The sequence below is a fragment of the Klebsiella sp. 10982 genome, assembly GCF_048589245.1.
Lineage (GTDB): Bacteria > Pseudomonadota > Gammaproteobacteria > Enterobacterales > Enterobacteriaceae > Klebsiella > Klebsiella quasivariicola.
Map to the genome: position 1 here is coordinate 228,641 of NZ_JBMAXV010000002.1, position 22,779 is coordinate 251,419.

Here is a 22,779-nt window from a genome sequence, read left to right on the forward strand (position 1 = left end):
AACTCCGGCTTCAGTAGCGAATCTTCGGATCGATAACGGCGTACAGCACGTCAACGATGGCGTTGAACAGGATAGTCAGGGCGCCCACCAGGATAGTCAGACTCAGCACCAGCGAGTAGTCGCGGTTAAGTGCCCCGTTAACGAACAGCTGACCGATCCCCGGCAGGCCGTAAATGGTTTCGATGACCATTGAGCCGGTAATGATGCCCACGAAAGCCGGCCCCATATAGGAGAGCACCGGCAGCAATGCCGGCTTCAGCGCATGGCGGAAAATAATGCGGCGCATCGGCAGCCCTTTCGCCCGCGCGGTGCGGATAAAGTTAGAGTGCAGGACTTCAATCATCGAGCCGCGAGTGATACGCGCAATACTGGCGATATAAGCCAGAGAGAGCGCCACCATCGGCAGGATCATAAATTTCAGCGCCCCACCGTTCCAGCCGCCGCCCGGTAGCCAGTGCAGCGTAATAGCAAAGATCATCACCAGCAGCGGCGCCACCACAAAGCTCGGGATAACCACGCCGGTCATGGCTACCCCCATCACGGCATAGTCCCAGCGGGTATTTTGCTTCAGAGCGGCTATCACCCCGGCGGCAACACCGATCACCACCGCCAGGAAAAAGGCAGCGAAGCCCAGTTTCGCCGACACCGGGAAGCTGGTCGCCACCAGATCGTTGACCGAATAATCTTTGTATTTAAAGGAGGGACCAAAATCGCCATGCGCCAGCTGCTTCAGATAATTGAAGTACTGCGTCATGATGGGATCGTTTAAATGGTATTTTGCTTCAATATTCGCCATTACTTCAGGCGGTAGCGTACGTTCCCCGGTAAAAGGACTTCCCGGAGCCAGACGCATCATGAAGAATGAGATGGTAATAAGAATAAATAGCGTCGGAATCGCTTCCAGACAGCGACGTAAGATAAATTTTAACATTGCCCGTACCTTCTGGCGTGTGCCTTTGCACTGCTCTCAAATAAGACACGATGGAGCGAGCAAAGACCCGCTCCACGTATTGCCATTAATGTTTGATAACGTAAAGATCTTTGGTATAGACGTTATCCATCGGGTCTTTACCGGTGTAGCCCCCTACCCACGGTTTCACCAGGCGGGCGTTGACGTAGTAATAGACCGGTACGATCGCGCTGTCTTTGTCCAGCTGCTGTTCCGCTTTCGCATAGGCTGCCGTGCGCTGCGCTTCATCTGACGCTTTTACGGATTCAGCCATAATTTTATCGAACGCCGGGCTCTTATAGTGCGCGGTATTCATTGAGCTGTCAGAGAGCATGGTGTTCAGGAAGGAGGTTGGCTCGTTATAGTCGGCGCACCAGCCCGCGCGCGCCACGTCATAGGTGCCCTGATGACGAGTATCGAGGAACGTTTTCCACTCCTGATTGACCAGCTTCACGTCAATGCCCAGGTTTTTACGCCACAGCGAGGCGGCGGCAATCGCCAGCTTCTTGTGCAGATCAGAGGTGTTATACAGCAGGTTGAAGGTTAACGGTTTATCTGCGGTATAGCCGGCTTCGGCCAGCAGTTTCTTCGCTTCTTCATTACGTTTTTCCTGCGACCAGGTAAACCATTCCGGCTCGCTCAGTTTCGCGCCATCGGTATACGGCGGCGTGTAACCATAGGCCGGCAGATCGCCCTGACCTTTCACCTTGTTAGCAATGATGTCGCGGTCCAGACCCAGCTTCAGCGCGGTACGCACGCGTACGTCGGTGAACGGCGCTTTCTGGTTGTTGATTTCGTAATAATAGGTACACAGATACGGGTCAACGTGCAGCTCGTTGGGGATCTCTTTTTTCAGCTTCTGGAAGAGTTCGATCGGCAGCTGGTTATAGGTCATGTCCAGTTCACCACTGCGATAGCGGTTAACATAGGTCACTTCGGAAGAGGTCGGCAGCCAGGTCACGGTGTTGATAACGGTTTTGGCATTATCCCAGTAGTGCGGGTTGCGCTCCATGACAATACGTTCGTTGACCACCCAGTCTTTCAGAGTATACGCGCCATTGGTGACGATATTGCCAGGCTGTGTCCACTTCTCGCCAAATTTTTCAATGGCCGGTTTGTAGACAGGAGACATCGCCGGGTTAACCAGCAGTTTGTAAAAATAGGGAACCGGCTCGCTGAGAGTGACTTCCAGGGTGTGGTCATCAATGGCTTTTACGCCCAGCTCGCCTGGCGCTTTCTTGCCGTCGATGATTTCGTCAACATTGAGGATATGACCATACTGCGGGTAGCTGGCATAGGGAGACGCTGTTTTCGGGTCCACCAGACGCTGCCAGCTATAAACGAAGTCCTGGGCAGTCACCGGCTCGCCGTTAGACCATTTTGCATCTTTACGCAGATGGAAGGTCCAGACTTTAAAATCTTTATTATCCCAGCTCTCCGCCACCCCAGGGATCGGGTGGCCATCTTTCGGCGAGGTATTCAGCAAACCTTCGAACAGATCGCGGCTAATATTCGCCTCGGGGACCCCTTCAATTTTATTCGGGTCCAGCGATTGCGGCTCAGCGCCGCTATTTCGCACCAGCGTTTGCTTATCTGCCAACTGCACACCGGCCGGGACATCCGCTGCCATAGCCATATTGCCGGCGATCAGTGCGGATAGCACTCCCGCGGCGATCAAACGTTTTTTAGTGATGATGGTCATTGTGTTGTAACTCCAGTCATTATAATTACTGGTTTTTTAACCAGCCTGTTTTTCCCCGTTTTCGGGATCTGTCCAACGCAGGAGTTTGCGGTTGGCAGATTGCTATCACCGACTTATTTATTACGACCGCTCGATTGGCAGTCTTGACGTCGATTCGTTGCCCTCGCTGGAGGGTCGTTCTGGCGAAATGAGTTAATTAAAAATAATTCTCATTTACGCATATCATTCAGCAGACGATAACGGCGGAAAGTATCAAAAGGTAAACACCTCCGCCAATGCAATTTGCAAATATGTTACCGGATTCTCTTTTATTGCCCGTTTTGCTATCGACACAGGGTGTTGCCACATGCCATAAATATAAAAATATCATTATTAATCATATAAATATGATATTTCCAGCGACCAGCAGAACGGGATCAGGCAAAAAGATGGTTTTTTGTACAAAAATTTAACAATAGGTTACTTTTTAGCACATTCATCTACAGCCTTGTTAAAATTACTAATATCATTTCAATGATCCGACAGCAAGTGCCAGAGAATGATGTGAGGAAAATAACATCTCCGTGGGGAAAAGCGCGAGCAGAAGACAAAGAGAAATGTTTCATATGTAAATGAAAAATATGAAATTACAGACATCATTGCAAAACATTATCCCGGCAGCGGAATTCGCTTTCATCAATAGGTTTTGCTAATAATCGCGCAGGCGTGAACGCGAACCGTCACGCCTGCATGGCGAATAACTAGTTAAGCAGCCCCGGGAAAAGAGCTTTAATACCGGTCACAATGAACTCGATACCGAGCGCCATCAGCAGCAAGCCCATGATACGAGTGATGACGTTAATCCCCGTTTGCCCTAACAGACGCACCAGCCAGGGCGCCATACGGAATATGCCCCAGCAGCAGAGGGCAAAAACGGCAATCGCCAGAGAAAAGCCGAGCAGGTGCACCCATGAGTGATAGCGGGTTCCCCAAACGATGGTGGAACTGATTGCCCCCGGCCCGGCCATTAGCGGTAGCGCAAGCGGCACGACACCGATACTCTCCCGAACCGCCGTCTCTGACTTCTCCTGCTTGTTCTGTTTATCTTCACCGAGCTTGCCGCTTATCATCGACATCGCAATAGTGACCACCAGGATCCCACCAGCGATGCGGAAGGAATCGATGGAAATACCAAAAATTTGCAGAATGCCATCCCCCAGAAACAATGATGTCAGAAGGATGATCGCCACCGACAGGTTAGCCGTCAGATTGGTCTTATTCCGCACTGCTGCCGGTTGGTAGCTCGTCATACTAATGAACACCGGAATAATGCCGACCGGGTTGACCAACGCAAATAAGCCGATGAAAAATTTAAAATATGCAGAAAAATCGAACAAAGATTGAGTCACATTGGGCTCCGCAGCATCATCAAAATTGGCGGTTGACTGTTATCAGCATAAGATAACTGCGCGAAACATACGCTTTTTGCCTGCAATATTCATTATAAATATGCATAACCCGGTGATATGTATCGAATGTTGGATATATGTGTATTTAATGCTAACTATTTCTTTAATTTCAAAACCCTCCCATTACACTTGATTGAATCGGTTAAAAAGCAGCCAGCTGAAAGGTATCAGCTACGCCAATATTTGATCTAAATCACGTATTTTGTACTCAGAAGTGAGTAATCTTGATGACACCAACAGAGTGGAAGGCAGCAGTACCTGACAGAGAAAGAGACAAAGCTTTTTTAGTAAATCGGTAAAACAGCACCCTGATTTTTCTACATAAACATTTACATGCAAGCTGTTAACAGCCTGTCTATAATGTCGAATCGAGCAACTGATTTACTAAAAAAGTTTAACATTATCAGGAGAGCATTATGGCTGTTACTAATATCGCTGAACTGAACGCGCTTGTTGAGCGTGTCAAGAAAGCCCAGCGTGAATATGCCAGTTTCACTCAAGAACAAGTCGACAAAATCTTCCGTGCAGCCGCTCTGGCCGCCGCAGATGCTCGAATCCCTCTCGCTAAAATGGCCGTTGCCGAATCCGGAATGGGTATCGTAGAAGACAAAGTGATCAAAAACCACTTCGCTTCTGAATATATCTACAACGCCTATAAAGATGAAAAGACCTGTGGCGTCCTGTCAGAAGACGACACTTTTGGTACCATCACTATCGCTGAACCTATCGGTATCATTTGCGGTATCGTACCGACCACTAACCCGACTTCCACAGCCATCTTCAAATCGCTCATTAGCCTGAAGACCCGTAACGCCATCATCTTCTCTCCGCATCCGCGTGCTAAAGAAGCCACCAACAAAGCCGCTGACATCGTGCTGCAGGCTGCCATCGCTGCCGGTGCGCCAAAAGACCTGATTGGCTGGATCGATCAGCCGTCTGTTGAGCTGTCTAACGCCCTGATGCACCACCCGGACATCAACCTGATCCTCGCGACCGGTGGTCCAGGCATGGTGAAAGCAGCATACAGCTCCGGTAAACCTGCTATCGGTGTTGGTGCCGGTAACACGCCGGTAGTAATCGATGAAACTGCAGACATCAAACGCGCCGTAGCATCCGTACTGATGTCTAAAACCTTCGATAACGGCGTTATCTGTGCTTCTGAGCAGTCTGTTGTTGTGGTTGATTCTGTTTATGACGCGGTTCGCGAACGTTTCGCCAGCCACGGCGGTTACCTGCTGCAAGGTAAAGAACTGAAAGCTGTTCAGGATATCATTCTGAAAAATGGCGCGCTGAACGCCGCTATCGTTGGTCAGCCAGCGGCGAAAATCGCTGAACTGGCAGGCTTTACTGTTCCGGCCTCCACCAAAATTCTGATCGGTGAAGTGACCAACGTTGACGAAAGCGAACCGTTTGCTCACGAAAAACTGTCGCCGACGCTGGCTATGTACCGTGCGAAAGATTTCGAAGATGCAGTAGCCAAAGCGGAAAAACTGGTTGCCATGGGCGGTATCGGTCACACCTCTTGCCTGTACACCGACCAGGATAACCAGCCGGCTCGCGTGGCTTACTTTGGCCAGATGATGAAAACCGCACGTATCCTGATCAACACCCCAGCATCTCAGGGTGGTATCGGTGACCTGTACAACTTCAAACTCGCGCCTTCCCTGACTCTGGGTTGTGGTTCCTGGGGTGGTAACTCCATCTCTGAAAACGTTGGTCCGAAACACCTGATCAACAAGAAAACCGTTGCTAAGCGAGCTGAAAACATGTTGTGGCACAAACTTCCGAAATCGATCTACTTCCGTCGTGGCTCTCTGCCAATCGCACTGGATGAAGTGATTACTGATGGTCACAAACGCGCGCTGATCGTGACTGACCGCTTCCTGTTCAACAACGGCTATGCCGATCAGATCACTTCCGTACTGAAAGCAGCGGGTGTTGAAACTGAAGTCTTCTTCGAAGTTGAAGCTGACCCGACGCTGACTATCGTACGTAAAGGTGCCGACCTGGCGAACTCCTTTAAACCAGACGTGATCATCGCGCTGGGTGGTGGTTCCCCGATGGATGCCGCGAAAATCATGTGGGTCATGTACGAACATCCGGAAACGCACTTCGAAGAACTGGCGCTGCGCTTTATGGATATCCGTAAACGTATCTACAAGTTCCCGAAAATGGGTGTTAAAGCGAAGATGGTGGCGATCACCACTACCTCCGGTACCGGTTCTGAAGTGACACCGTTTGCTGTGGTAACCGATGACGCAACAGGTCAGAAATATCCGCTGGCAGACTATGCCCTGACGCCGGATATGGCCATTGTTGACGCCAACCTGGTCATGGATATGCCGAAGTCCCTGTGTGCGTTCGGTGGTCTGGATGCCGTCACTCACGCCCTGGAAGCTTACGTTTCCGTACTGGCTTCTGAGTTCTCTGACGGCCAGGCTCTGCAGGCTCTGAAACTGCTGAAAGAGTACCTGCCGGCCTCTTACCACGAAGGTTCCAAAAACCCGGTTGCCCGTGAACGTGTACACAGTGCCGCAACTATCGCCGGTATCGCGTTTGCGAACGCCTTCCTCGGCGTGTGTCACTCCATGGCGCACAAACTGGGTTCCCAGTTCCATATTCCGCACGGTCTGGCCAACGCCCTGCTGATCTGCAACGTTATCCGCTACAACGCGAATGACAATCCGACCAAGCAGACCGCATTCAGCCAGTACGACCGTCCGCAGGCTCGTCGTCGTTACGCCGAAATCGCTGACCACCTGGGTCTGTCCGCACCGGGCGACCGTACCGCAGCGAAAATCGAGAAACTGCTGGCATGGCTGGAAAGCATTAAAGCTGAGCTGGGTATTCCGAAATCTATCCGCGAAGCTGGCGTTCAGGAAGCTGACTTCCTGGCCCACGTTGATAAGCTGTCTGAAGATGCATTCGACGACCAGTGCACCGGCGCTAACCCGCGCTACCCGCTGATCTCCGAACTGAAACAGATTCTGCTGGATACCTACTATGGCCGCGAATTCGTCGAAGGCGAAGCTGGGGTGAAAGCAGAAGTCGCTCCGGTTAAAGCTGAGAAAAAAGCGAAAAAATCCGCTTAATCGACAGCGTAAATACGCTAAAAGCCTCATCCTCGGATGGGGCTTTTTTTATGCCAGTCATCAGCCACGGTTTTACCACAAAGTAGCCGCTGGCTGGCTTATCGCAGGCAAAAAAAGGCGCCCACGGGCGCCTGTATGAGCTTCTGAGCGTATTAGCAGGGACGGTGCTGGTTTTGTACCTGAGTTAACGACCCAACGCTTAGCGCCTCTTTATAGTGCTTACGACAAACTGAGACGTATCGTTCATTACCGCCGATGACCACCTGCTCGCCCTCATTATAAGGACGTCCTTCCTGATCAAGACGCAGCACCATGCTGGCCTTCCGGCCACAGAAACAAATGGTTTTCAGTTCCACCAGTTTATCGGACCAGGCCAGTAAATATTGGCTGCCGGTAAAAAGCTCGCCGCGAAAGTCTGTGCGCAGGCCGTAACAAAGCACCGGAATATCGAGCATATCGACAACTTCGGACAGCTCATGAACTTGTTCGCGCGTCAGAAACTGGCTTTCGTCCACCAGCACACAGTGAATCGGCTTCAGCTTGTGCTCTGCCGCGATATCGTTAAATAAGGACGTCTGCGGGTTATACAAGCGGGCTGGGGAGGAGAGACCAATACGCGAGCTGACTTTGCCAGCGCCAAATCGGTCGTCAATCTCAGCGGTATAAACGACGGTACGCATCCCCCGCTCCTGGTAATTGTACGAAGATTGCAACAGAGCGGTCGACTTACCTGCATTCATTGCAGAGTAGTAGAAATAAAGTTGTGCCATCGGCTGCGTGACCCCAATCAATGTGTTTTATCGCGGCGGCGATTGTACCATATTTTATGCGCTCAGCCGCCCTTTCAGCAGGGGTATTGTCGCGGCGCTGAAGGGCCTGGAAAGTGAAAGGATTATGGAGATTAATTGAATTTGCAGGGCCATTATTTGTTCGTATCGCTACGCTACCAGCAAGGTAACCATTGTCTTTTCGTGCTTATAGCCCCGCAGGTCAAGGGCTATAAGCCTGGATGCACACTGTTTTATATTAAGGGGCGTAACCAAAAATGCGCTAATACTGAGGCGGCATATTTACCCAGGTAAAGTATAAATTTTCTCCCTAAACCTCAAAAAAAGCATACTGCCTCAGTGTTTTAGCTGGGGTTCCTCGCATCGCTATAAGCAGGAAAGATGTGAAGCGACACGGGAATTTTAACTTAAATTAATTAATTCCCGCGACAAATAACCAGTAATTTTGAATTCCTTACATTCTCCCCTATTGCACAACGCAATTTATCGCTCTATTATTAGTTCAACAAACCACCCCACAATATAAGTTTGAGATTACTACAATGAGCGAAGCACTTAAAATTTTGAACAACATCCGTACTCTTCGTGCGCAGGCAAGAGAATGCACCCTGGAAACGCTCGAAGAAATGCTGGAAAAATTAGAAGTCGTCGTTAACGAGCGCCGTGAAGAAGAAAACGCTGCTGCGGCGGAAATTGAAGAACGTACGCGTAAGCTGCAGCAATACCGCGAAATGCTGATTGCTGACGGTATTGATCCGAATGAACTGCTGAGCACCATGGCTGCCGTTAAAGCCGGTACCAAAACCAAGCGTGCTGCGCGTCCGGCTAAATATAGCTATGTAGACGAAAACGGCGAAACCAAAACCTGGACCGGCCAGGGTCGTACTCCGGCAGTGATCAAAAAAGCAATGGACGAACAAGGCAAATCACTGGACGATTTCCTGATCTAATCTTCATTGCTGCTATATAAAAATCCCGCTGCGGCGGGATTTTTTTTGCCTTGAGTACCAATATAAAAAAACCGGGAGTCGCTGACGCGCTCCCGGCTTTGGGCTTTCAACCGCGCGGTAGATTACTTCGTAACCGCAGCTTCAAGCCAGGCTTTAAAATCGTCACCCAGCGTTTTGTGGCGAATACCATATTCGACAAACGCCTGCATATAGCCAAGCTTATTGCCGCAGTCATGGCTCTTGCCCTTCATATGATAAGCTTCAACTGTCTCTTTCTCGATCAGCATATCAATCGCGTCAGTCAGCTGAATTTCATCCCCGGCGCCAGGAGGGGTTTTCGCCAGCAGTGGCCAGATATCTGCGCTGAGGACATAGCGCCCTACTACCGCCAGGTTGGACGGAGCAACGTCAGCTTTCGGCTTCTCGACCACCCCTACCATCGGTACACTTTCGCCCGGCTTAAGGGATTCGCCTTTACAGTCAACCACGCCATACGCGGTCACATCCTCAACAGGCTCAACCATAATCTGGCTGACGCCGGTTTCATCGAAACGAGAAATCATCTCTGCAAGGTTATCGCGGCTCAGATCTGATTCATATTCATCCAGAATAACGTCTGGCAGAATAACCGCGACCGGCTCATCACCTACCACCGGATGGGCGCAAAGCACCGCGTGGCCAAGGCCTTTCGCCAGACCTTGACGAACTTGCATAATGGTGACGTGCGGCGGGCAAATAGACTGCACTTCTTCCAGCAGCTGACGTTTTACACGTTTTTCCAGCATCGCTTCCAGCTCAAAACTGGTATCGAAATGGTTTTCGATAGAGTTTTTGGACGAGTGCGTTACCAGAACAATTTCAGTAATTCCTGCAGCGATACATTCATTAACAACGTACTGAATTAACGGTTTATCTACCAGCGGCAGCATTTCTTTTGGGATTGCTTTTGTGGCAGGCAGCATCCTGGTGCCTAATCCCGCGACCGGGATAACCGCTTTTCTGACTTTAGAATTAAGGGCAGCCATTGAAATCTCCTGGACTGTTTGTTTTTTAAACTTCTCGTTACAAATAACGTGTCGAGTATATCAGTCAACCGCGTATTCACTGATCTGAAAAGGTTCCGATAGCCTCGAATTAGGACTTTTACGCATAAAACTGCTCGATGGTACCACCGGTAAAGGGCTACGGGTAATCCTGTCTGCTTAGATATAACGTTAATTGCTCATTCCGCAGACAACATTAAGCGTAAACGTCCTCCGGCCCCCCAAATTTGGCACTGCCAGGACGTACAACGCTGGCTAATTTGGTTGAGGTAGGCATCCCCCAACGTCCCTAAAGGAACGCCATTACTTATCTGAATTTGATGTTCACCTGTATTCAGTGTGCCATTGAGACCAGCAGAAACCAGAATTAAATTTTTCAATCCGCTGTGGTAATAACCCACCAGTAAAGGGAACTGTCCAGGAAGATTAGCCTGACGCAGTAACTGATTGACCTGTTTTAACAGGCTCCCCATTTCAGGTAAGCGTTGTCCCTGGTGCGCAAGTTGCTCCTGCAACAGACCATTGAACAACGCGCGCAATAATAACGCCGCCAGTACACCATTATCTCCGGCTCGGGTGACATCCAGACAATAGAACGCTAAATCATTTTCTGAGAGCGGTGCAATATCAAGTACCAACCCGGGTTTGTCCGCCGACACCAGTTGGCGATAATGGATCCGACAGTGCGACATTTCCTGCTGCACTGGCGGCTGCAATTCCTGCAGTAATCTTGATGCGGCGGTGGGATTACTAACCAGTGCGTCCCAGTCCTCAAACAGACGCTCTTCCTCTTCCACACGTGAGCTGAACATCGCGGGATAAAGGCAGGCATAGACAGTCTCGCGCAGGCGATCGAAATCTTTTACGGGCTTTAGCAGCACGTCCTGGACGCCAAGCCGCAACGCTTTGGCTATGTCCGCCATGTTTTCAGTCGCCGAAATCATCAAAATCGGCAACTGCTCGCCGCGGTTTCGCAGCGTCTCCACCAGCTCCAGACCGTTCATTCTCGGCATAGAAATGTCGCAAATCATCAGGTCCGGATGCACCTCTGTCATTTTATGCAGGGCATCCATGCCATCTTCTGCCAGCCAGGTTGTGGCTCCCAGCGAGGCCAGCCATCCATGCAAGAGTGAGCGGAAAACGGGTTCGTCTTCAACTATCAGAATCTGTTTTCCCGCCAATGGCTGCGTCATGATATCTCCCCTGGCTGACGATAATTCAATAGTGGCACGCTATTCACACTATCGCCTGTCAGATTTTACTTAAGTCAGGTACTCGTGCGTCAAACCGCTGTACGCACTAAGGGTAATAGTTCATCCATTTTCTTTTCTACGGCCAAATGCCCCGCAGCAATCGCCTCACCCGCGCGATGGAAATCCAGCGTCGACACTTGCGGACAAAAAGGCTGCAGCAGGATATCCGGTGGGTCGCCCGCCATACGATTGCGTTTAAGACGGTTCTCCAGAACCTGGATAGACGTGGTCATGATCTCCATGGCCGTCGGCGTCACCGTTGCACGTCGGGCACTCATTTGCGTCAACCGCGCGCGCAGGCGAGCATGCCATGGACCTTCCTTCTCTTCAGCGTCCCGCCGGGGCGTGTCGAGGGAGAATAAATCTTGCTGCATGAGATGGGCATCATGCTGCAGGTCTACAGCAATCACAATGTCCGCCCCCATCGCACGCGTCAGCGACACCGGTACCGGATTGACCACTGCGCCATCCACCAGCCAGTAGCCATTATGCCTGACCGGCGCCATCAGTCCTGGCATACTGCAGGAAGCACGAATCGCTAAATGCAGATCGCCTTCGGTAAACCACAGCTCCCGGCCGGTGCTTAAATTGGTGGCGACAGCGGCAAAAGGCCGTTCGCAGGCCGCGATATCGGTCACAGGCATGATGCGGCGGTAATGATTAAATACCTTTTCCCCCCGCAGCAGTCCACCGCGACGCCAGGAAAGGTCCATCAGCTTCAGGACATCCCAGTTGCTGAAAGAACAGACCCATGATTCGAGCGCCGGGAGTCGGTTACAGGCGAACGCCGCTCCTACCAGAGAACCGATAGAGCAGCCGGCCACGATATCAATTTCAATACCGGCCCGCTGAAGAGCGTTGATGACGCCAATATGCGACCACCCGCGGGCCGCCCCCGCCCCTAACGCCAGACCAATTTTAAGCTTTCTCATGAGTACTGATAACTATCCTTCCACTCTGAGCGTGGCAACATTGTCACGCCTCAGTTAACATAAAGCCCTTTGGCGTAAACGCGCCGTTACTCTTTCTTCCATGGAGGCAATTTTGTCGCAATTGTGCCCCTGTGGCAGCGCACTGGAGTATAGCTCATGTTGCCAGCGATATCTGTCCGGCGCCGAGCTTGCGCCTGGCCCGTCACAGCTTATGCGCTCCCGTTACAGCGCGTTCGTCATGAAAGATGCCGACTATCTGATTAAAACCTGGCATCCGTCCTGCCAGGCGCAGCAGTTTCGCGCCGATCTGGAAAAGGGGTTTAGCCAAACCGAGTGGCTGGGCTTAACCCTGTTCGCCAGCGATGAAGGACGAACCCCAGATGAAAGTTTTGTCAGCTTTGTCGCCCGCTTTAATGACAATAACCGTCCAGGCGCCATTATTGAACGTTCCAGATTCTTAAAAGAAAATGGACAATGGTACTATATCGACGGGACACGGCCGCTGATTGGCCGCAACGACCCCTGCCCTTGCGGTTCAGGTAAAAAATTTAAAAAATGCTGCGGCCAGTAACGCTGCCGTAGCGCTTGCAAACACTACAGGATTTTCCTCGCGATGCATTCATTACAACGTAAAGTACTACGCACTATTTGCCCTGATCAGAAAGGCCTCATCGCGCGTATCACCAATATCTGCTACAAGCATGAACTCAACATTGTGCAGAACAATGAATTTGTTGACCACCGTACCGGTCGTTTCTTTATGCGCACCGAGCTGGAAGGCATTTTCAACGACACCATTCTGCTGGCCGATCTGGACAGCGCCCTGCCCGAAGGCTCCATCCGTGAACTGAATCCTGCAGGCCGCCGCCGGGTGGTGATTCTGGTCACTAAAGAAGCGCACTGCCTTGGCGATCTGCTGATGAAAGCCAACTATGGCGGACTGGACGTCGACATTGCCGCGGTTATCGGCAACCATGACACGCTGCGCCCGCTGGTGGAACGCTTTGGTATTCCGTTCGAGCTGGTCAGCCATGAAGGGCTGAGCCGCGACGAACACGACAAGCAAATGGGTGACGCTATCGCCGCCCACGAGCCGGATTACGTGGTACTGGCCAAATATATGCGCGTCCTCACGCCGGAGTTTGTCGCCCGCTTCCCGAATAAAATCATCAATATTCACCATTCGTTTTTACCGGCGTTCATCGGCGCGCGTCCCTATCATCAGGCCTACGAGCGCGGCGTGAAGATCATCGGCGCCACTGCCCACTATGTGAATGATAATCTGGACGAGGGTCCGATTATCATGCAGGACGTGATTCACGTCGATCATACTTATACTGCAGAAGATATGATGCGTGCTGGGCGCGATGTCGAAAAAAACGTTTTAAGCCGCGCGTTATATCAGGTACTGGCGCAGCGCGTATTCGTTTACGGTAACCGGACGATCATTCTTTAATCGACTAAGAAATGAATTGGTTAGCTTTACGGCGTTACGGGTAAAAATCAGGCAACCAGTTTATTTTTGTCAAAGGAATGCTTTACAGGGGCGCATCATTTGGTATGATGCGCCCCGCTTCCCGAGAAGGAAGCAGGCCAGTACTAAGCATTACCCCGTGGTGGGGTTCCCGAGCGTTCATAAGGGAGCTGACTGTAAATCTGCAGTCATCGACTTCAAGGTTCGACTCGAGCACCAGCGAGAGAACGTTGCCGAAGGCAACGGCCCGAAGGGTGAGGAGCTTTAGCTCCGAATAATCCTTCCCTCCTGTTGAATGCAGCAGAAGTGAATATTCCCCGTGGTGGGGTTCCCGAGCGGCCAAAGGGAGCAGACTGTAAATCTGCCGTCATCGACTTCGAAGGTTCGAATCCTTCCCCCACCACCATTCATTTTGCTGAATAGCCTACAATATGATTTTACCCCTGGTGGGGTTCCCGAGCGGCCAAAGGGAGCAGACTGTAAATCTGCCGTCATCGACTTCGAAGGTTCGAATCCTTCCCCCACCACCATCCTCTTAAAAAACACCTCAATCCAATTACTCTACGATATTTTAGATTCTGCCCTACGGGGAAGGATGAGAAGCTTCGACCAAGGTTCGACTCGAGCGTAGCGAGAGAACGTTGCCGCAGGCAACGGCCCGAAGGGCGAGGCGCTTTAGCGACGAGTTATCCTTCCCCCACCACCATCTCTCCATGTCATGCCCAGCTTAATCTACCAGCGATATTCTATATTCTGCCCAACGGGGAAGGATGAGAAGCTTCGACTAAGGTTCGACTCGAGCTCCAGCGAGAGAACGTTGCCGCAGGCAACGGCCCGAAGGGCGAGGCGCTTGAGCGCCGAGTTATCCTTCCCCCACCACTCTCGCGCTCTCTGCAACCACCTGTGCTGCTCTCTCCTCGCTCGCGCTTCGCTTAGCGAGGCTACAGGCACTGCTGACCGGTAACCGCAACGTCTGCGAAAAAATCACAGCGGTGGCAACCGCCTTTTTACCGGCGAGCTTTTCACCACCGAGGTATTGCACTGCGCATATTCCGCCAGACCGTCCAGCAGGGTATCAAGCTGGGCAATGTCGCGCACCACAAGGCGCATCACGAAACAATCTTCCCCGGTCACCTTGTCACTTTCAATGCATTCCGGCATCGCCTGGATATATTTATCCACTTTCTGCAGCAGCCCCGGCAGCGGCCGGACCCGCACCAGCGCCTGCAGGCTGTAGCCCAGCGCAGCGAGATTGACCCGCGCCCCATAACCCTGAATAACGCCCCGCTCCTCCAGGCGCTTCACCCGCTCGGCCGTGCTCGGCGAGGTCAGTCCCACTCGTGCGCTCAAGACCTTTAGCGAAACTCTGGCATCCTGGGTCAGGCAAGTGAGGATCGCCCGGTCTATTTCATCAAGAATGTCATTCATCTATTTCACCTAATTATAAAAGGCATTTAACCCTTTCAACCTTAATTCAGCCATATCACCCTGTCAGGGTTTTTCGCACAATAGCTGAAAAATTGTGGAGGTGAAAAATGCAACTTACCCGCGGCGTCTGGCAAATGAGCCTGGCAATGATAATCTCCGGCTCGATCGGCGCGTTCGTGCTGCTCTCGGGTTTGCCGGTGATTGATGTCGTGTTCTGGCGCTGCCTTATTGGCGCGCTAACCTTGCTGGTGTTTATCGTGTTAAGCCGCCAGCCCTTCAGCCGGCTAACGCGTTTCACTCTCGCTCTGGCGGTGATTGGCGGCGCGGCGCTGGTCGTCAACTGGCTGCTGTTGTTTGCCGCCTATTCGCGGATCTCCATCGGCATGGCCACCGTGGTCTATAACACCCAGCCGTTTATGCTGGTACTGATGGGGATGGTGCTGGGGGAACGGGTCAGCGCCGTGAAATGGGGATGGCTACTGCTGGCCTTTGGCGGCGTGGTGATCCTGCTGTCGAGCGAACTGATGCCCGCGCACGGCGAGGGACTCATCACCGGCGTGTTACTGGCGCTGGGCGCGGCATTCTTCTATGCCCTGACCGCCATTATCGCCCGCAAGCTGCGGCCGCTACCGGCGCAGCATATCGCTTTTATTCAGGTTATCGTCGGTACGGTAATGCTTTTGCCGCTGGTTCATGCCCCCGAGTTTAACGGCCATTTTCCCTGGCGCTATTTGCTGATCCTCGGCATCGTCCATACCGGGATTATGTATCAACTTTTATATAGTGCGATTCAAAAGCTGCCGACCCCGGTCACTGGTTCGCACTCGTTTATCTATCCGCTGGTGGCTATCGTGGTTGACTATCTGGTTTTCCATCACGCGCTCACGCCGCTGCAGTTGGCTGGAGGGGTGCTGATTCTGTTTGCTGCGGCGGGCAACAACCTTGGCTGGGGCGAAAAAAAACCCCGCCATGGCGGGGTAAGTCAGCCGTCGAGAATGAACTAGCGACGCGCGCGCACAATCTGGTATTTGCGCGTCAGGTACTCGACCGGCGCGCTCCAGATATGAACCAGACGGGAGAACGGGAACAGCAGGAACAGGGTCATGCCCAGCACCAGATGAACGCGGAAAATAAACGCCACGCCATCCAGATGCTGCGAAGCGCCGCCGTGGAAGGTCACCACCGACTGCGCCCAGCCGACCAGCTTCATCATTTCACTGCCGTCCATATGCTGGGCAGAGAACGGGATCGTCAGCAGGCCAAGCGCACACTGCACCATCAGCAGGGAGAGGATCAGAATATCCGCTCCGGTGGTGGTGGCGCGAACGCGCGGGCTGAGCAGACGACGCTTGAGCAGCAGTAACCCGCCCACCAGGGTCATCACGCCGCAGGCGCCGCCGGCGATCATCGCCATCTTCTGCTTGACGTCGATAGGCAGGAAGGACTCATACATCCAGTGCGGGGTCAGCATGCCGAGGAAGTGGCCGGCGAAAATACCGAGGATGCCGATATGGAACAGGTTCGACGCCAGGTTCATCCCTTTACGATCCAGCATCTGGCTGGAGGCCGCGCGCCAGGTGTACTGGCCATAGTCGTAGCGCAGCCAGCTGCCGATCAGGAACACTGAGCCCGCAATGTACGGATAAATGTCAAAGAAGAACATATTCAGGAAGTGCATTATTGCTGTCCTCCGTTAGAGATATTCAGATATTGCGGGGCCACGGCTCCGGCAAAACGACGCTGGTGAGCGGAAATTTCCGACTCGCCGCAGCCCTGGTCGGCAAAGAATTTGACCTGTTCTTCTTCCCAGACCGCGTCCAGCGCCTGCGGCGTATCGTCGCGCGCCTCGTCGGCAATCTTCTCTGCCACCTTCTGGCTGTCGACCTGAGTATTAGCCAGCTTCAGTAACAGCTCGAACAGCACCGCATAGCGACTTTCGCGCTGCTGCAGGCGCGCGCTGAGCAGGCCGAGGATCGGCGCGACGTCCCGCAGGCCGCCAAGCGCTTCCTCTTCCGGCAGTTGCGCCAGATACTCCAGATACAGCGGCAGGTGATCCGGCAGCTCGTGGCTATCAAGCAGCAGACCGTGGCGCTCATACTGCGCCATCAAATCCACCATCGCCTGCCCGCGATCGCGTGATTCGCCGTGGACATGTTCAAACAGCAGCAGCGAGGTGGCGCGGCCGCGGTCAAACAGTTCGCTATAGGCCGCCTGGGCATCCAGCGGATCCTGAGCCACTAAATCGCGCAGGAAAACGCCCAGCGCGTGGGCATCCTCTTTGCTGAGTTTCTCTGATGACGCGAGCGCCTCGAACATCTCCTGCTGATGCTGCCATAAGGCAGCGTCAGGGTATTCGAGCAGACGCGACATAATCACGAGTTCAATCATGCGTGCGGCTCCGTTTTGCTGGTCACGTCGATAGCGTCGATGCGACGGCTGTTGAACAGGTTGAACTGGCTGTCCGAGCCGTGGCAGCCATCGCCAAAGCTGAAGCCGCAGCCGTTTTTCTCCGGAAACGCTTCTCGCGCCTGTTCACGGTGGCTGCTCGGCACCACGAAACGATCTTCGTAGTTAGCGATCGCCAGATAGCGGTACATCTCCTGGGCCTGCGCTTCGCTCAGCCCCACCTCTTCCAGCGCACGGGTATCGACGACGCCGTCGACGGTTTCCGCACGTTTGTAGTGACGCATCGCCAGCATCCGCTTCAGCGCCAGCAGGACCGGCTGGGTATCGCCGGCGGTCAGCAGGTTCGCCAGATACTGCACCGGAATACGCAGGCTTTCCACGTCCGGCAGAATACCGTTACTACCCAGTTCGCCCGCATCGGCGGCGGACTGAATCGGCGACAGAGGCGGCACGTACCAGACCATTGGCAGGGTACGATATTCCGGGTGCAGCGGCAGCGCCAGCTTCCAGTCCATCGCCATTTTATAGACCGGCGACTGCTGCGCGGCTTCAATTACGCCCTGCGGTACGCCATCTTTTAACGCCTGTTCAATCACTTTTGGATCGTTTGGATCGAGGAAGACGTCCAGCTGGCGCTGATACAGATCTTTCTCGTTCTCGGTGCTGGCGGCGTTTTCAATCGCATCTGCGTCATACAGCAGGACCCCGAGATAGCGGATACGGCCCACGCAGGTTTCGGAGCACACCGTCGGCATTCCGGATTCAATACGCGGGTAGCAGAAGATGCATTTCTCGGATTTCCCGCTCTTCCAGTTGAAATAGATCTTCTTGTACGGACAGCCGGTGATACACATCCGCCAGCCGCGGCACTTGTCCTGGTCGATCAGCACGATGCCGTCTTCTTCACGCTTATAGATGGCGCCGCTCGGGCAGGTCGCGACGCAGGCCGGGTTCAGGCAGTGCTCGCACAGGCGCGGCAGATACATCATGAAGGTGTTCTCGAACTGGCCGTACATCGCCTTCTGCATATTGTCGAAGTTCTGATCTTTGGCGCGTTTTTCGAACTCGCCGCCGAGGATCTCTTCCCAGTTCGGGCCGCTGGTAATTTTGTCCATCCGCTGGCCGGTGATCAGCGAGCGCGGACGGGCGATCGGCTGATGCTTACTTTCCGGCGCGTTGTGCAGATTCTGGTAGTCATAATCAAACGGCTCGTAGTAATCGTCGATCCCCGGCAGATGCGGGTTGGCGAAGATTTTACCCAGCAGCATCGCGCGGTTGCCCATGCGCGGCTGCAGCTTACCGTTGATTTTGCGGATCCAGCCGCCCTTCCATTTTTCCTGGTTTTCCCAGTCGTTCGGGAAACCGACGCCTGGTTTACTTTCAACGTTGTTGAACCAGGCATATTCCATCCCTTCCCGGCTGGTCCAGACGTTTTTACAGGTGACCGAGCAGGTGTGGCAGCCGATGCATTTATCGAGATTCAGCACCATGCCGACTTGTGAACGAATTTTCATTTTACGCTCTCCTGTACCTGGTCGTTGCCTTCGCCGTCTAACCAGTTAATGTTCTTCATCTTACGTACCACCACAAACTCATCGCGGTTGGAGCCGACGGTACCGTAGTAGTTAAAGCCATAGGCCAGGTGGCCGTAACCGCCGATCATGTGGGTCGGTTTTGGCGTAATACGGGTGACGGAGTTATGGATCCCCCCGCGCTGACCGGTGATTTCAGAGCCCGGCAGGTTCACGATGCGTTCCTGCGCGTGATACATCATGGTCATTCCGGCCGGTACGCGCTGGCTCACGACCGCGCGCGCCGTCAGGGCGCCGTTGGCGTTAAACACTTCAATCCAGTCGTTATCTTCGATACCCAGATCTTTCGCATCCGCTTCGCTCATCCAGACGATCGGGCCGCCGCGCGACAGAGTCAGCATTAGCAGGTTATCGCTGTAGGTCGAGTGGATACCCCATTTCTGGTGCGGGGTCAGGAAGTTCAGCGCCTTCTCCGGATTGCCGTTGGACTTCTCGCCCATCACCGCTTTCACCGAACGGGTGTCAATCGGCGGACGATAGACCAGCAGGCTTTCGCCAAAGTCGCGCATCCACTGGTGATCCTGATACAGCGACTGGCGGCCGGACAGCGTGCGCCACGGGATCAGCTCGTGAACGTTGGTGTAACCGGCGTTATAGGAGACGTGCTCATCCTCCAGGCCAGACCAGGTCGGGCTGGAGATAATCTTCCGCGGCTGCGCCTGAATATCGCGGAAGCGGATCTTCTCGTCTTCTTTGTTCAGCGCCAGGTGCGTGTGCTCGCGACCGGTGATCTCGCTCAACGCTTTCCACGCCTTCACCGCCACCTGACCGTTGGTTTCCGGCGCCAGAGTGAGGATCATCTCCGCGGCGTCGATGGCTGTCTCCAGCTTCGGCTGGCCTTTCGCCGGGCCTTCCGCCTTGGTGTAGTTGAGCTTACGCAGCAGGTCCATTTCGCTCTGGGTATTCCAGGCGATGCCTTTACCGCCGTTGCCGATGGTTTCCAGCAGCGGGCCGATCGAGGTGAAGCGCTCGTAGGTCGCCGGATAATCGCGCTCGACCGGAATAATATGCGGCGCGGTTTTCCCCGGGATGAGATCGCATTCGCCTTTTTTCCAGTCTTTGACATCCAGCGGCTGCGCCATTTCCGCGGCGGAGTCGTGCTGGATCGGCAGCGTGACGACGTCGGTTTCTTTACCGAGGTGACCCACGCACACTTCAGAGAATTTCTTCGCGATTCCTTTATAGATATCCCAGTCGCTCTTCGATTCCCACGCCGGGTCAACGGCGGCCGACAGCGGGTGAATAAACGGATGCATATCCGAAGTATTCATGTCGTCTTTTTCGTACCAGGTGGCGGTCGGTAGCACGATGTCGGAGTAGAGACAGGTGCTCGACAGACGGAAGTCGAGAGTTACCACCAGATCCAGTTTGCCGTCGAGGCCGTTATCCCGCCACTCGACTTCTTCCGGCTTCACGCCGCCCTGCTTGCCAAGGTCTTTGCCCTGAATGCCGTTCTCGGTACCCAGCAGGTACTTGAGCATGTATTCATGACCTTTACCGGAGGAACCCAGCAGGTTGGAACGCCAGATAAACAGGTTACGCGGGTGGTTTTTGCCGTTTTCCGGTTGCTCGGCCGCAAAGCGAATCGAGCCCTCTTTCAGCGACTTCACGGTGTAATCCACCGGGGTCATGCCGGCTTTCTTCGCTTCGTCAGCGATACGCAGCGGGTTGACGCCAAGCTGCGGCGCCGACGGCAGCCAGCCCATCCGCTCTGCGCGCACGTTAAAGTCGATCAGGTGGCCGCTGTAACGGGATTTATCCGCCATCGGCGACAGCAGTTCCTGCGCGGTCACCGTTTCATAGCGCCACTGGCTGGAGTGGTTATAGAAGTACGAGGTACTATTCATGTGACGTGCCGGACGCTGCCAGTCAAGGGCGAACGCCAGCGGCTGCCAGCCGGTCTGCGGACGCAGTTTTTCCTGGCCCACATAGTGCGCCCAACCGCCGCCGCTCTGACCGACGCAGCCGCAGAAGATCAGCATATTGATCAGGCCACGGTAGTTCATGTCGAGGTGGAACCAGTGGTTGAGGCCCGCCCCGACGATAATCATCGAACGACCGTGAGTTTTATCGGCGTTATCGGCAAATTCACGGGCGGTACGAATGATATGCGCGCGGGAGACGCCGGTGATCTTCTCCGCCCACGCCGGGGTGTAGGCTTTCACTTCATCGTAGCCGGCGGCGCAGTTGTCATCGTTCAGACCGCGCTCCAGGCCGTAGTTAGCCATGGTCAGATCGTAAACGGTGGTGACCAAGGCGGTGGAGCCGTCGGCCAGCTGCAGGCGTTTCACCGGCAGTTTGTGCAGCAGAACATTCTCGAGGTCAACTTTGTTGAAGTGCTCTGTGCCTTCGCCACCGAAATACGGGAAGCCGACGTTTGCCACTTCATCATGGCTGCCGAGCAGGCTCAGACGCAGCTCAATCTCTTCGCCGGTTTTACCATCGCGCTGTTCGAGGTTCCACTTGCCTTTGTCGCCCCAGCGGAAACCCAGAGAACCGTTCGGTACGCTCAGGTCACCTTTCTCATCAAAGGCGACGGTTTTCCATTCCGGATTGTTCTCCTGACCGAGGGAGTCCACCAGGTCGGACGCGCGCAGCGTGCGGCCGGCGGCGTAATAACCATCGCGCTCCTCGAGCATCACCAGCATTGGCATGTCGGTGTAGCGGCGCACGTAATCGGTAAAGTACTGGCTCGGCTTATCGAGGTGGAACTCACGCAGCATCACGTGGCCCATCGCCAGCGCCATCGCGGCATCGGTCCCCTGCTTTGGCGCCAGCCACAGATCGCAGAGTTTGGCGATTTCGGCGTAGTCCGGGGTAATCGCCACGGTCTTGGTGCCTTTGTAGCGGACTTCGGTAAAGAAGTGGGCATCCGGTGTACGGGTCTGCGGCACGTTGGAGCCCCAGGCGATAATGTAGCTGGAGTTGTACCAGTCGGCGGATTCGGGTACGTCGGTCTGCTCGCCCCAGGTCATCGGCGAGGCCGGCGGCAGGTCGCAGTACCAGTCGTAGAAGCTCAGGCAGGTGCCGCCGATCAGCGACAGGTAACGGGCGCCGGAGGCGTAGGAGACCATCGACATCGCCGGGATCGGCGAGAAGCCGGCCACGCGGTCCGGACCGTAGGTTTTGACGGTGTAGACGTTAGAAGCGGCAATCAGCTCATTCACTTCCTGCCAGGAAGAACGTACAAAGCCGCCGCGGCCGCGGGCCTGTTTGAAGCTTTTGGCTTTGTCGGCGTCTTCGATAATCGAGGCCCATGCCTCAACCGGATCGCTATGCTGAACTTTCGCTTCCCGCCACATCTTCATCAGACGTTTACGCATCAGTGGATATTTCAGGCGGTTCGCGCTGTACAGGTACCATGAGTAGCTGGCGCCGCGCGGACAACCGCGTGGTTCGTGGTTCGGCAGGTCCGGGCGGGTGCGCGGGTAGTCAGTCTGCTGGGTTTCCCAGGTCACCAGACCGTTTTTGACATAAATCTTCCAGCTGCATGAACCGGTGCAGTTAACACCGTGAGTGGAACGCACAATTTTGTCATGCTGCCAACGTTGACGGTATCCATCCTCCCAGTCCCGGTTGGTGTTAAGAAGCTGGCCGTGCCCATCGGCAAAGGTTTCACCCTTCTGTTTGAAGTAGCGAAACCGGTCCAGGAATTTACTCATCGGGTTTCTCCTGATATGGAGCCTGACGGCTCTCTGATAAATCGACATTGCTGGATTTGC

At 53.9% G+C, this 22,779-nt stretch carries 19 protein-coding genes, 2 tRNA genes and 3 other RNA genes; 11 read left to right on the forward strand and 13 right to left on the reverse strand.

Annotation, left to right across the window (positions count from 1 at the left end; translation table 11 throughout):
• Nucleotides 1-10: 10 nt before the first annotated feature.
• The 4 genes from oppB to ACKLKD_RS02725 all read right to left on the reverse strand — a co-directional run bounded on the left by oppB (nt 11) and on the right by ACKLKD_RS02725 (nt 4,438).
• Nucleotides 11-931 (reverse strand): oligopeptide ABC transporter permease OppB, encoded by a 921-nt coding sequence (oppB, locus tag ACKLKD_RS02710; protein ID WP_025712023.1) that lies wholly within the window; start codon nt 929-931, stop codon nt 11-13.
• Between the two features lie 85 nt (nt 932-1,016).
• Nucleotides 1,017-2,651, reverse strand: a complete 1,635-nt coding sequence (gene oppA, locus ACKLKD_RS02715) for an oligopeptide ABC transporter substrate-binding protein OppA (RefSeq protein WP_025712022.1) — start codon at nt 2,649-2,651, stop codon at nt 1,017-1,019.
• 740 nt (nt 2,652-3,391) lie between these two features.
• The gene (locus ACKLKD_RS02720) at nt 3,392-4,039 is read right to left on the reverse strand and encodes a YchE family NAAT transporter (protein WP_025712020.1); all 648 of its coding nucleotides are present in this window, start codon (nt 4,037-4,039) and stop codon (nt 3,392-3,394) included.
• Between the two features lie 231 nt (nt 4,040-4,270).
• Nucleotides 4,271-4,438 (reverse strand): hypothetical protein, encoded by a 168-nt coding sequence (locus ACKLKD_RS02725; protein WP_051459233.1) that lies wholly within the window; start codon nt 4,436-4,438, stop codon nt 4,271-4,273.
• Between the two features lie 77 nt (nt 4,439-4,515).
• Here ACKLKD_RS02725 and adhE point away from each other — a divergent pair, with 77 nt between their 5' ends.
• The gene (adhE, locus tag ACKLKD_RS02730; protein WP_025712019.1) at nt 4,516-7,191 is read left to right on the forward strand and encodes a bifunctional acetaldehyde-CoA/alcohol dehydrogenase; all 2,676 of its coding nucleotides are present in this window, start codon (nt 4,516-4,518) and stop codon (nt 7,189-7,191) included.
• 152 nt (nt 7,192-7,343) lie between these two features.
• On the opposite strand, the gene tdk is transcribed toward adhE, so the two are convergent.
• Complete coding sequence (gene tdk / locus ACKLKD_RS02735; RefSeq protein WP_025712018.1) at nt 7,344-7,961, reverse strand: thymidine kinase; 618 nt, start codon at nt 7,959-7,961, stop codon at nt 7,344-7,346.
• Nucleotides 7,962-7,968: 7 nt separating this feature from the next.
• Here tdk and ACKLKD_RS02740 point away from each other — a divergent pair, with 7 nt between their 5' ends.
• Nucleotides 7,969-8,100 carry a hypothetical protein gene (locus ACKLKD_RS02740; protein ID WP_042929236.1) on the forward strand — a complete coding sequence of 44 codons (132 nt, stop codon included), beginning with the start codon at nt 7,969-7,971 and terminating at the stop codon, nt 8,098-8,100.
• A 421-nt stretch (nt 8,101-8,521) separates the two neighbouring features.
• Nucleotides 8,522-8,929: a histone-like nucleoid-structuring protein H-NS gene (gene hns, locus ACKLKD_RS02745; protein WP_002910103.1), complete on the forward strand. Its 408-nt coding sequence runs from the start codon at nt 8,522-8,524 to the stop codon at nt 8,927-8,929.
• A gap of 122 nt (nt 8,930-9,051) precedes the next feature.
• Here the strand turns inward: hns and galU are convergent, their stop codons facing one another.
• From galU to rssA, 3 genes are all read right to left on the reverse strand, one after another.
• Nucleotides 9,052-9,954: a UTP--glucose-1-phosphate uridylyltransferase GalU gene (gene galU / locus ACKLKD_RS02750; protein WP_025712017.1), complete on the reverse strand. Its 903-nt coding sequence runs from the start codon at nt 9,952-9,954 to the stop codon at nt 9,052-9,054.
• Nucleotides 9,955-10,151: 197 nt separating this feature from the next.
• The gene (gene rssB / locus ACKLKD_RS02755; protein ID WP_025712016.1) at nt 10,152-11,165 is read right to left on the reverse strand and encodes a two-component system response regulator RssB; all 1,014 of its coding nucleotides are present in this window, start codon (nt 11,163-11,165) and stop codon (nt 10,152-10,154) included.
• Nucleotides 11,166-11,254: 89 nt separating this feature from the next.
• Nucleotides 11,255-12,157, reverse strand: a complete 903-nt coding sequence (gene rssA, locus ACKLKD_RS02760) for a patatin-like phospholipase RssA (protein WP_025712015.1) — start codon at nt 12,155-12,157, stop codon at nt 11,255-11,257.
• A gap of 112 nt (nt 12,158-12,269) precedes the next feature.
• On the opposite strand from rssA, the gene ACKLKD_RS02765 reads away from it, so the two are divergent.
• The 7 genes from ACKLKD_RS02765 to ACKLKD_RS02795 all read left to right on the forward strand — a co-directional run bounded on the left by ACKLKD_RS02765 (nt 12,270) and on the right by ACKLKD_RS02795 (nt 14,513).
• Nucleotides 12,270-12,728 (forward strand): YchJ family protein, encoded by a 459-nt coding sequence (locus ACKLKD_RS02765; RefSeq protein WP_042929233.1) that lies wholly within the window; start codon nt 12,270-12,272, stop codon nt 12,726-12,728.
• 42 nt (nt 12,729-12,770) lie between these two features.
• Nucleotides 12,771-13,613 carry a formyltetrahydrofolate deformylase gene (gene purU, locus ACKLKD_RS02770; RefSeq protein ID WP_025712013.1) on the forward strand — a complete coding sequence of 281 codons (843 nt, stop codon included), beginning with the start codon at nt 12,771-12,773 and terminating at the stop codon, nt 13,611-13,613.
• A gap of 170 nt (nt 13,614-13,783) precedes the next feature.
• A non-coding RNA gene (locus tag ACKLKD_RS02775) (RtT sRNA) lies at nt 13,784-13,924 on the forward strand.
• Between the two features lie 28 nt (nt 13,925-13,952).
• Nucleotides 13,953-14,037: transfer RNA gene (locus tag ACKLKD_RS02780), tRNA-Tyr, on the forward strand.
• 39 nt (nt 14,038-14,076) lie between these two features.
• A tRNA-Tyr gene (locus ACKLKD_RS02785) sits at nt 14,077-14,161 on the forward strand.
• Nucleotides 14,162-14,205: 44 nt separating this feature from the next.
• Nucleotides 14,206-14,337, forward strand: a non-coding RNA gene (locus ACKLKD_RS02790) — RtT sRNA.
• A gap of 43 nt (nt 14,338-14,380) precedes the next feature.
• Nucleotides 14,381-14,513, forward strand: a non-coding RNA gene (locus ACKLKD_RS02795) — RtT sRNA.
• Nucleotides 14,514-14,615: 102 nt separating this feature from the next.
• Here ACKLKD_RS02795 and ACKLKD_RS02800 read toward each other — a convergent pair.
• Nucleotides 14,616-15,059, reverse strand: a complete 444-nt coding sequence (locus tag ACKLKD_RS02800; protein ID WP_025712011.1) for an Lrp/AsnC family transcriptional regulator — start codon at nt 15,057-15,059, stop codon at nt 14,616-14,618.
• 107 nt (nt 15,060-15,166) lie between these two features.
• Between ACKLKD_RS02800 and ACKLKD_RS02805 the strand changes: the two genes are divergently transcribed.
• A complete protein-coding gene (locus tag ACKLKD_RS02805; protein ID WP_080896701.1) occupies nt 15,167-16,063 on the forward strand; it encodes a DMT family transporter in 897 nt (298 codons plus the stop codon).
• Here the strand turns inward: ACKLKD_RS02805 and narI are convergent.
• The 4 genes from narI to ACKLKD_RS02825 are packed head-to-tail and all read right to left on the reverse strand — an operon-like array spanning nt 16,060 to nt 22,719.
• Nucleotides 16,060-16,737 carry a respiratory nitrate reductase subunit gamma gene (gene narI, locus ACKLKD_RS02810; protein ID WP_002910189.1) on the reverse strand — a complete coding sequence of 226 codons (678 nt, stop codon included), beginning with the start codon at nt 16,735-16,737 and terminating at the stop codon, nt 16,060-16,062. The two genes, ACKLKD_RS02805 and narI, sit on opposite strands and share 4 nt — an antisense overlap.
• Nucleotides 16,737-17,447 carry a nitrate reductase molybdenum cofactor assembly chaperone gene (narJ, locus tag ACKLKD_RS02815; RefSeq protein ID WP_012541353.1) on the reverse strand — a complete coding sequence of 237 codons (711 nt, stop codon included), beginning with the start codon at nt 17,445-17,447 and terminating at the stop codon, nt 16,737-16,739. The genes narI and narJ overlap by 1 nt, the downstream gene beginning before the upstream one ends.
• On the reverse strand, nt 17,444-18,979 hold the full coding sequence (narH, locus tag ACKLKD_RS02820) for a nitrate reductase subunit beta (protein WP_002910193.1): 1,536 nt from the start codon (nt 18,977-18,979) through the stop codon (nt 17,444-17,446). The genes narJ and narH overlap by 4 nt, the downstream gene beginning before the upstream one ends.
• Nucleotides 18,976-22,719, reverse strand: coding sequence for a nitrate reductase subunit alpha (locus ACKLKD_RS02825; RefSeq protein WP_025712009.1), 3,744 nt, complete (start codon nt 22,717-22,719; stop codon nt 18,976-18,978). Before ACKLKD_RS02825 ends, narH begins: the two co-directional genes overlap by 4 nt.
• Nucleotides 22,720-22,779: the final 60 nt, after the last annotated feature.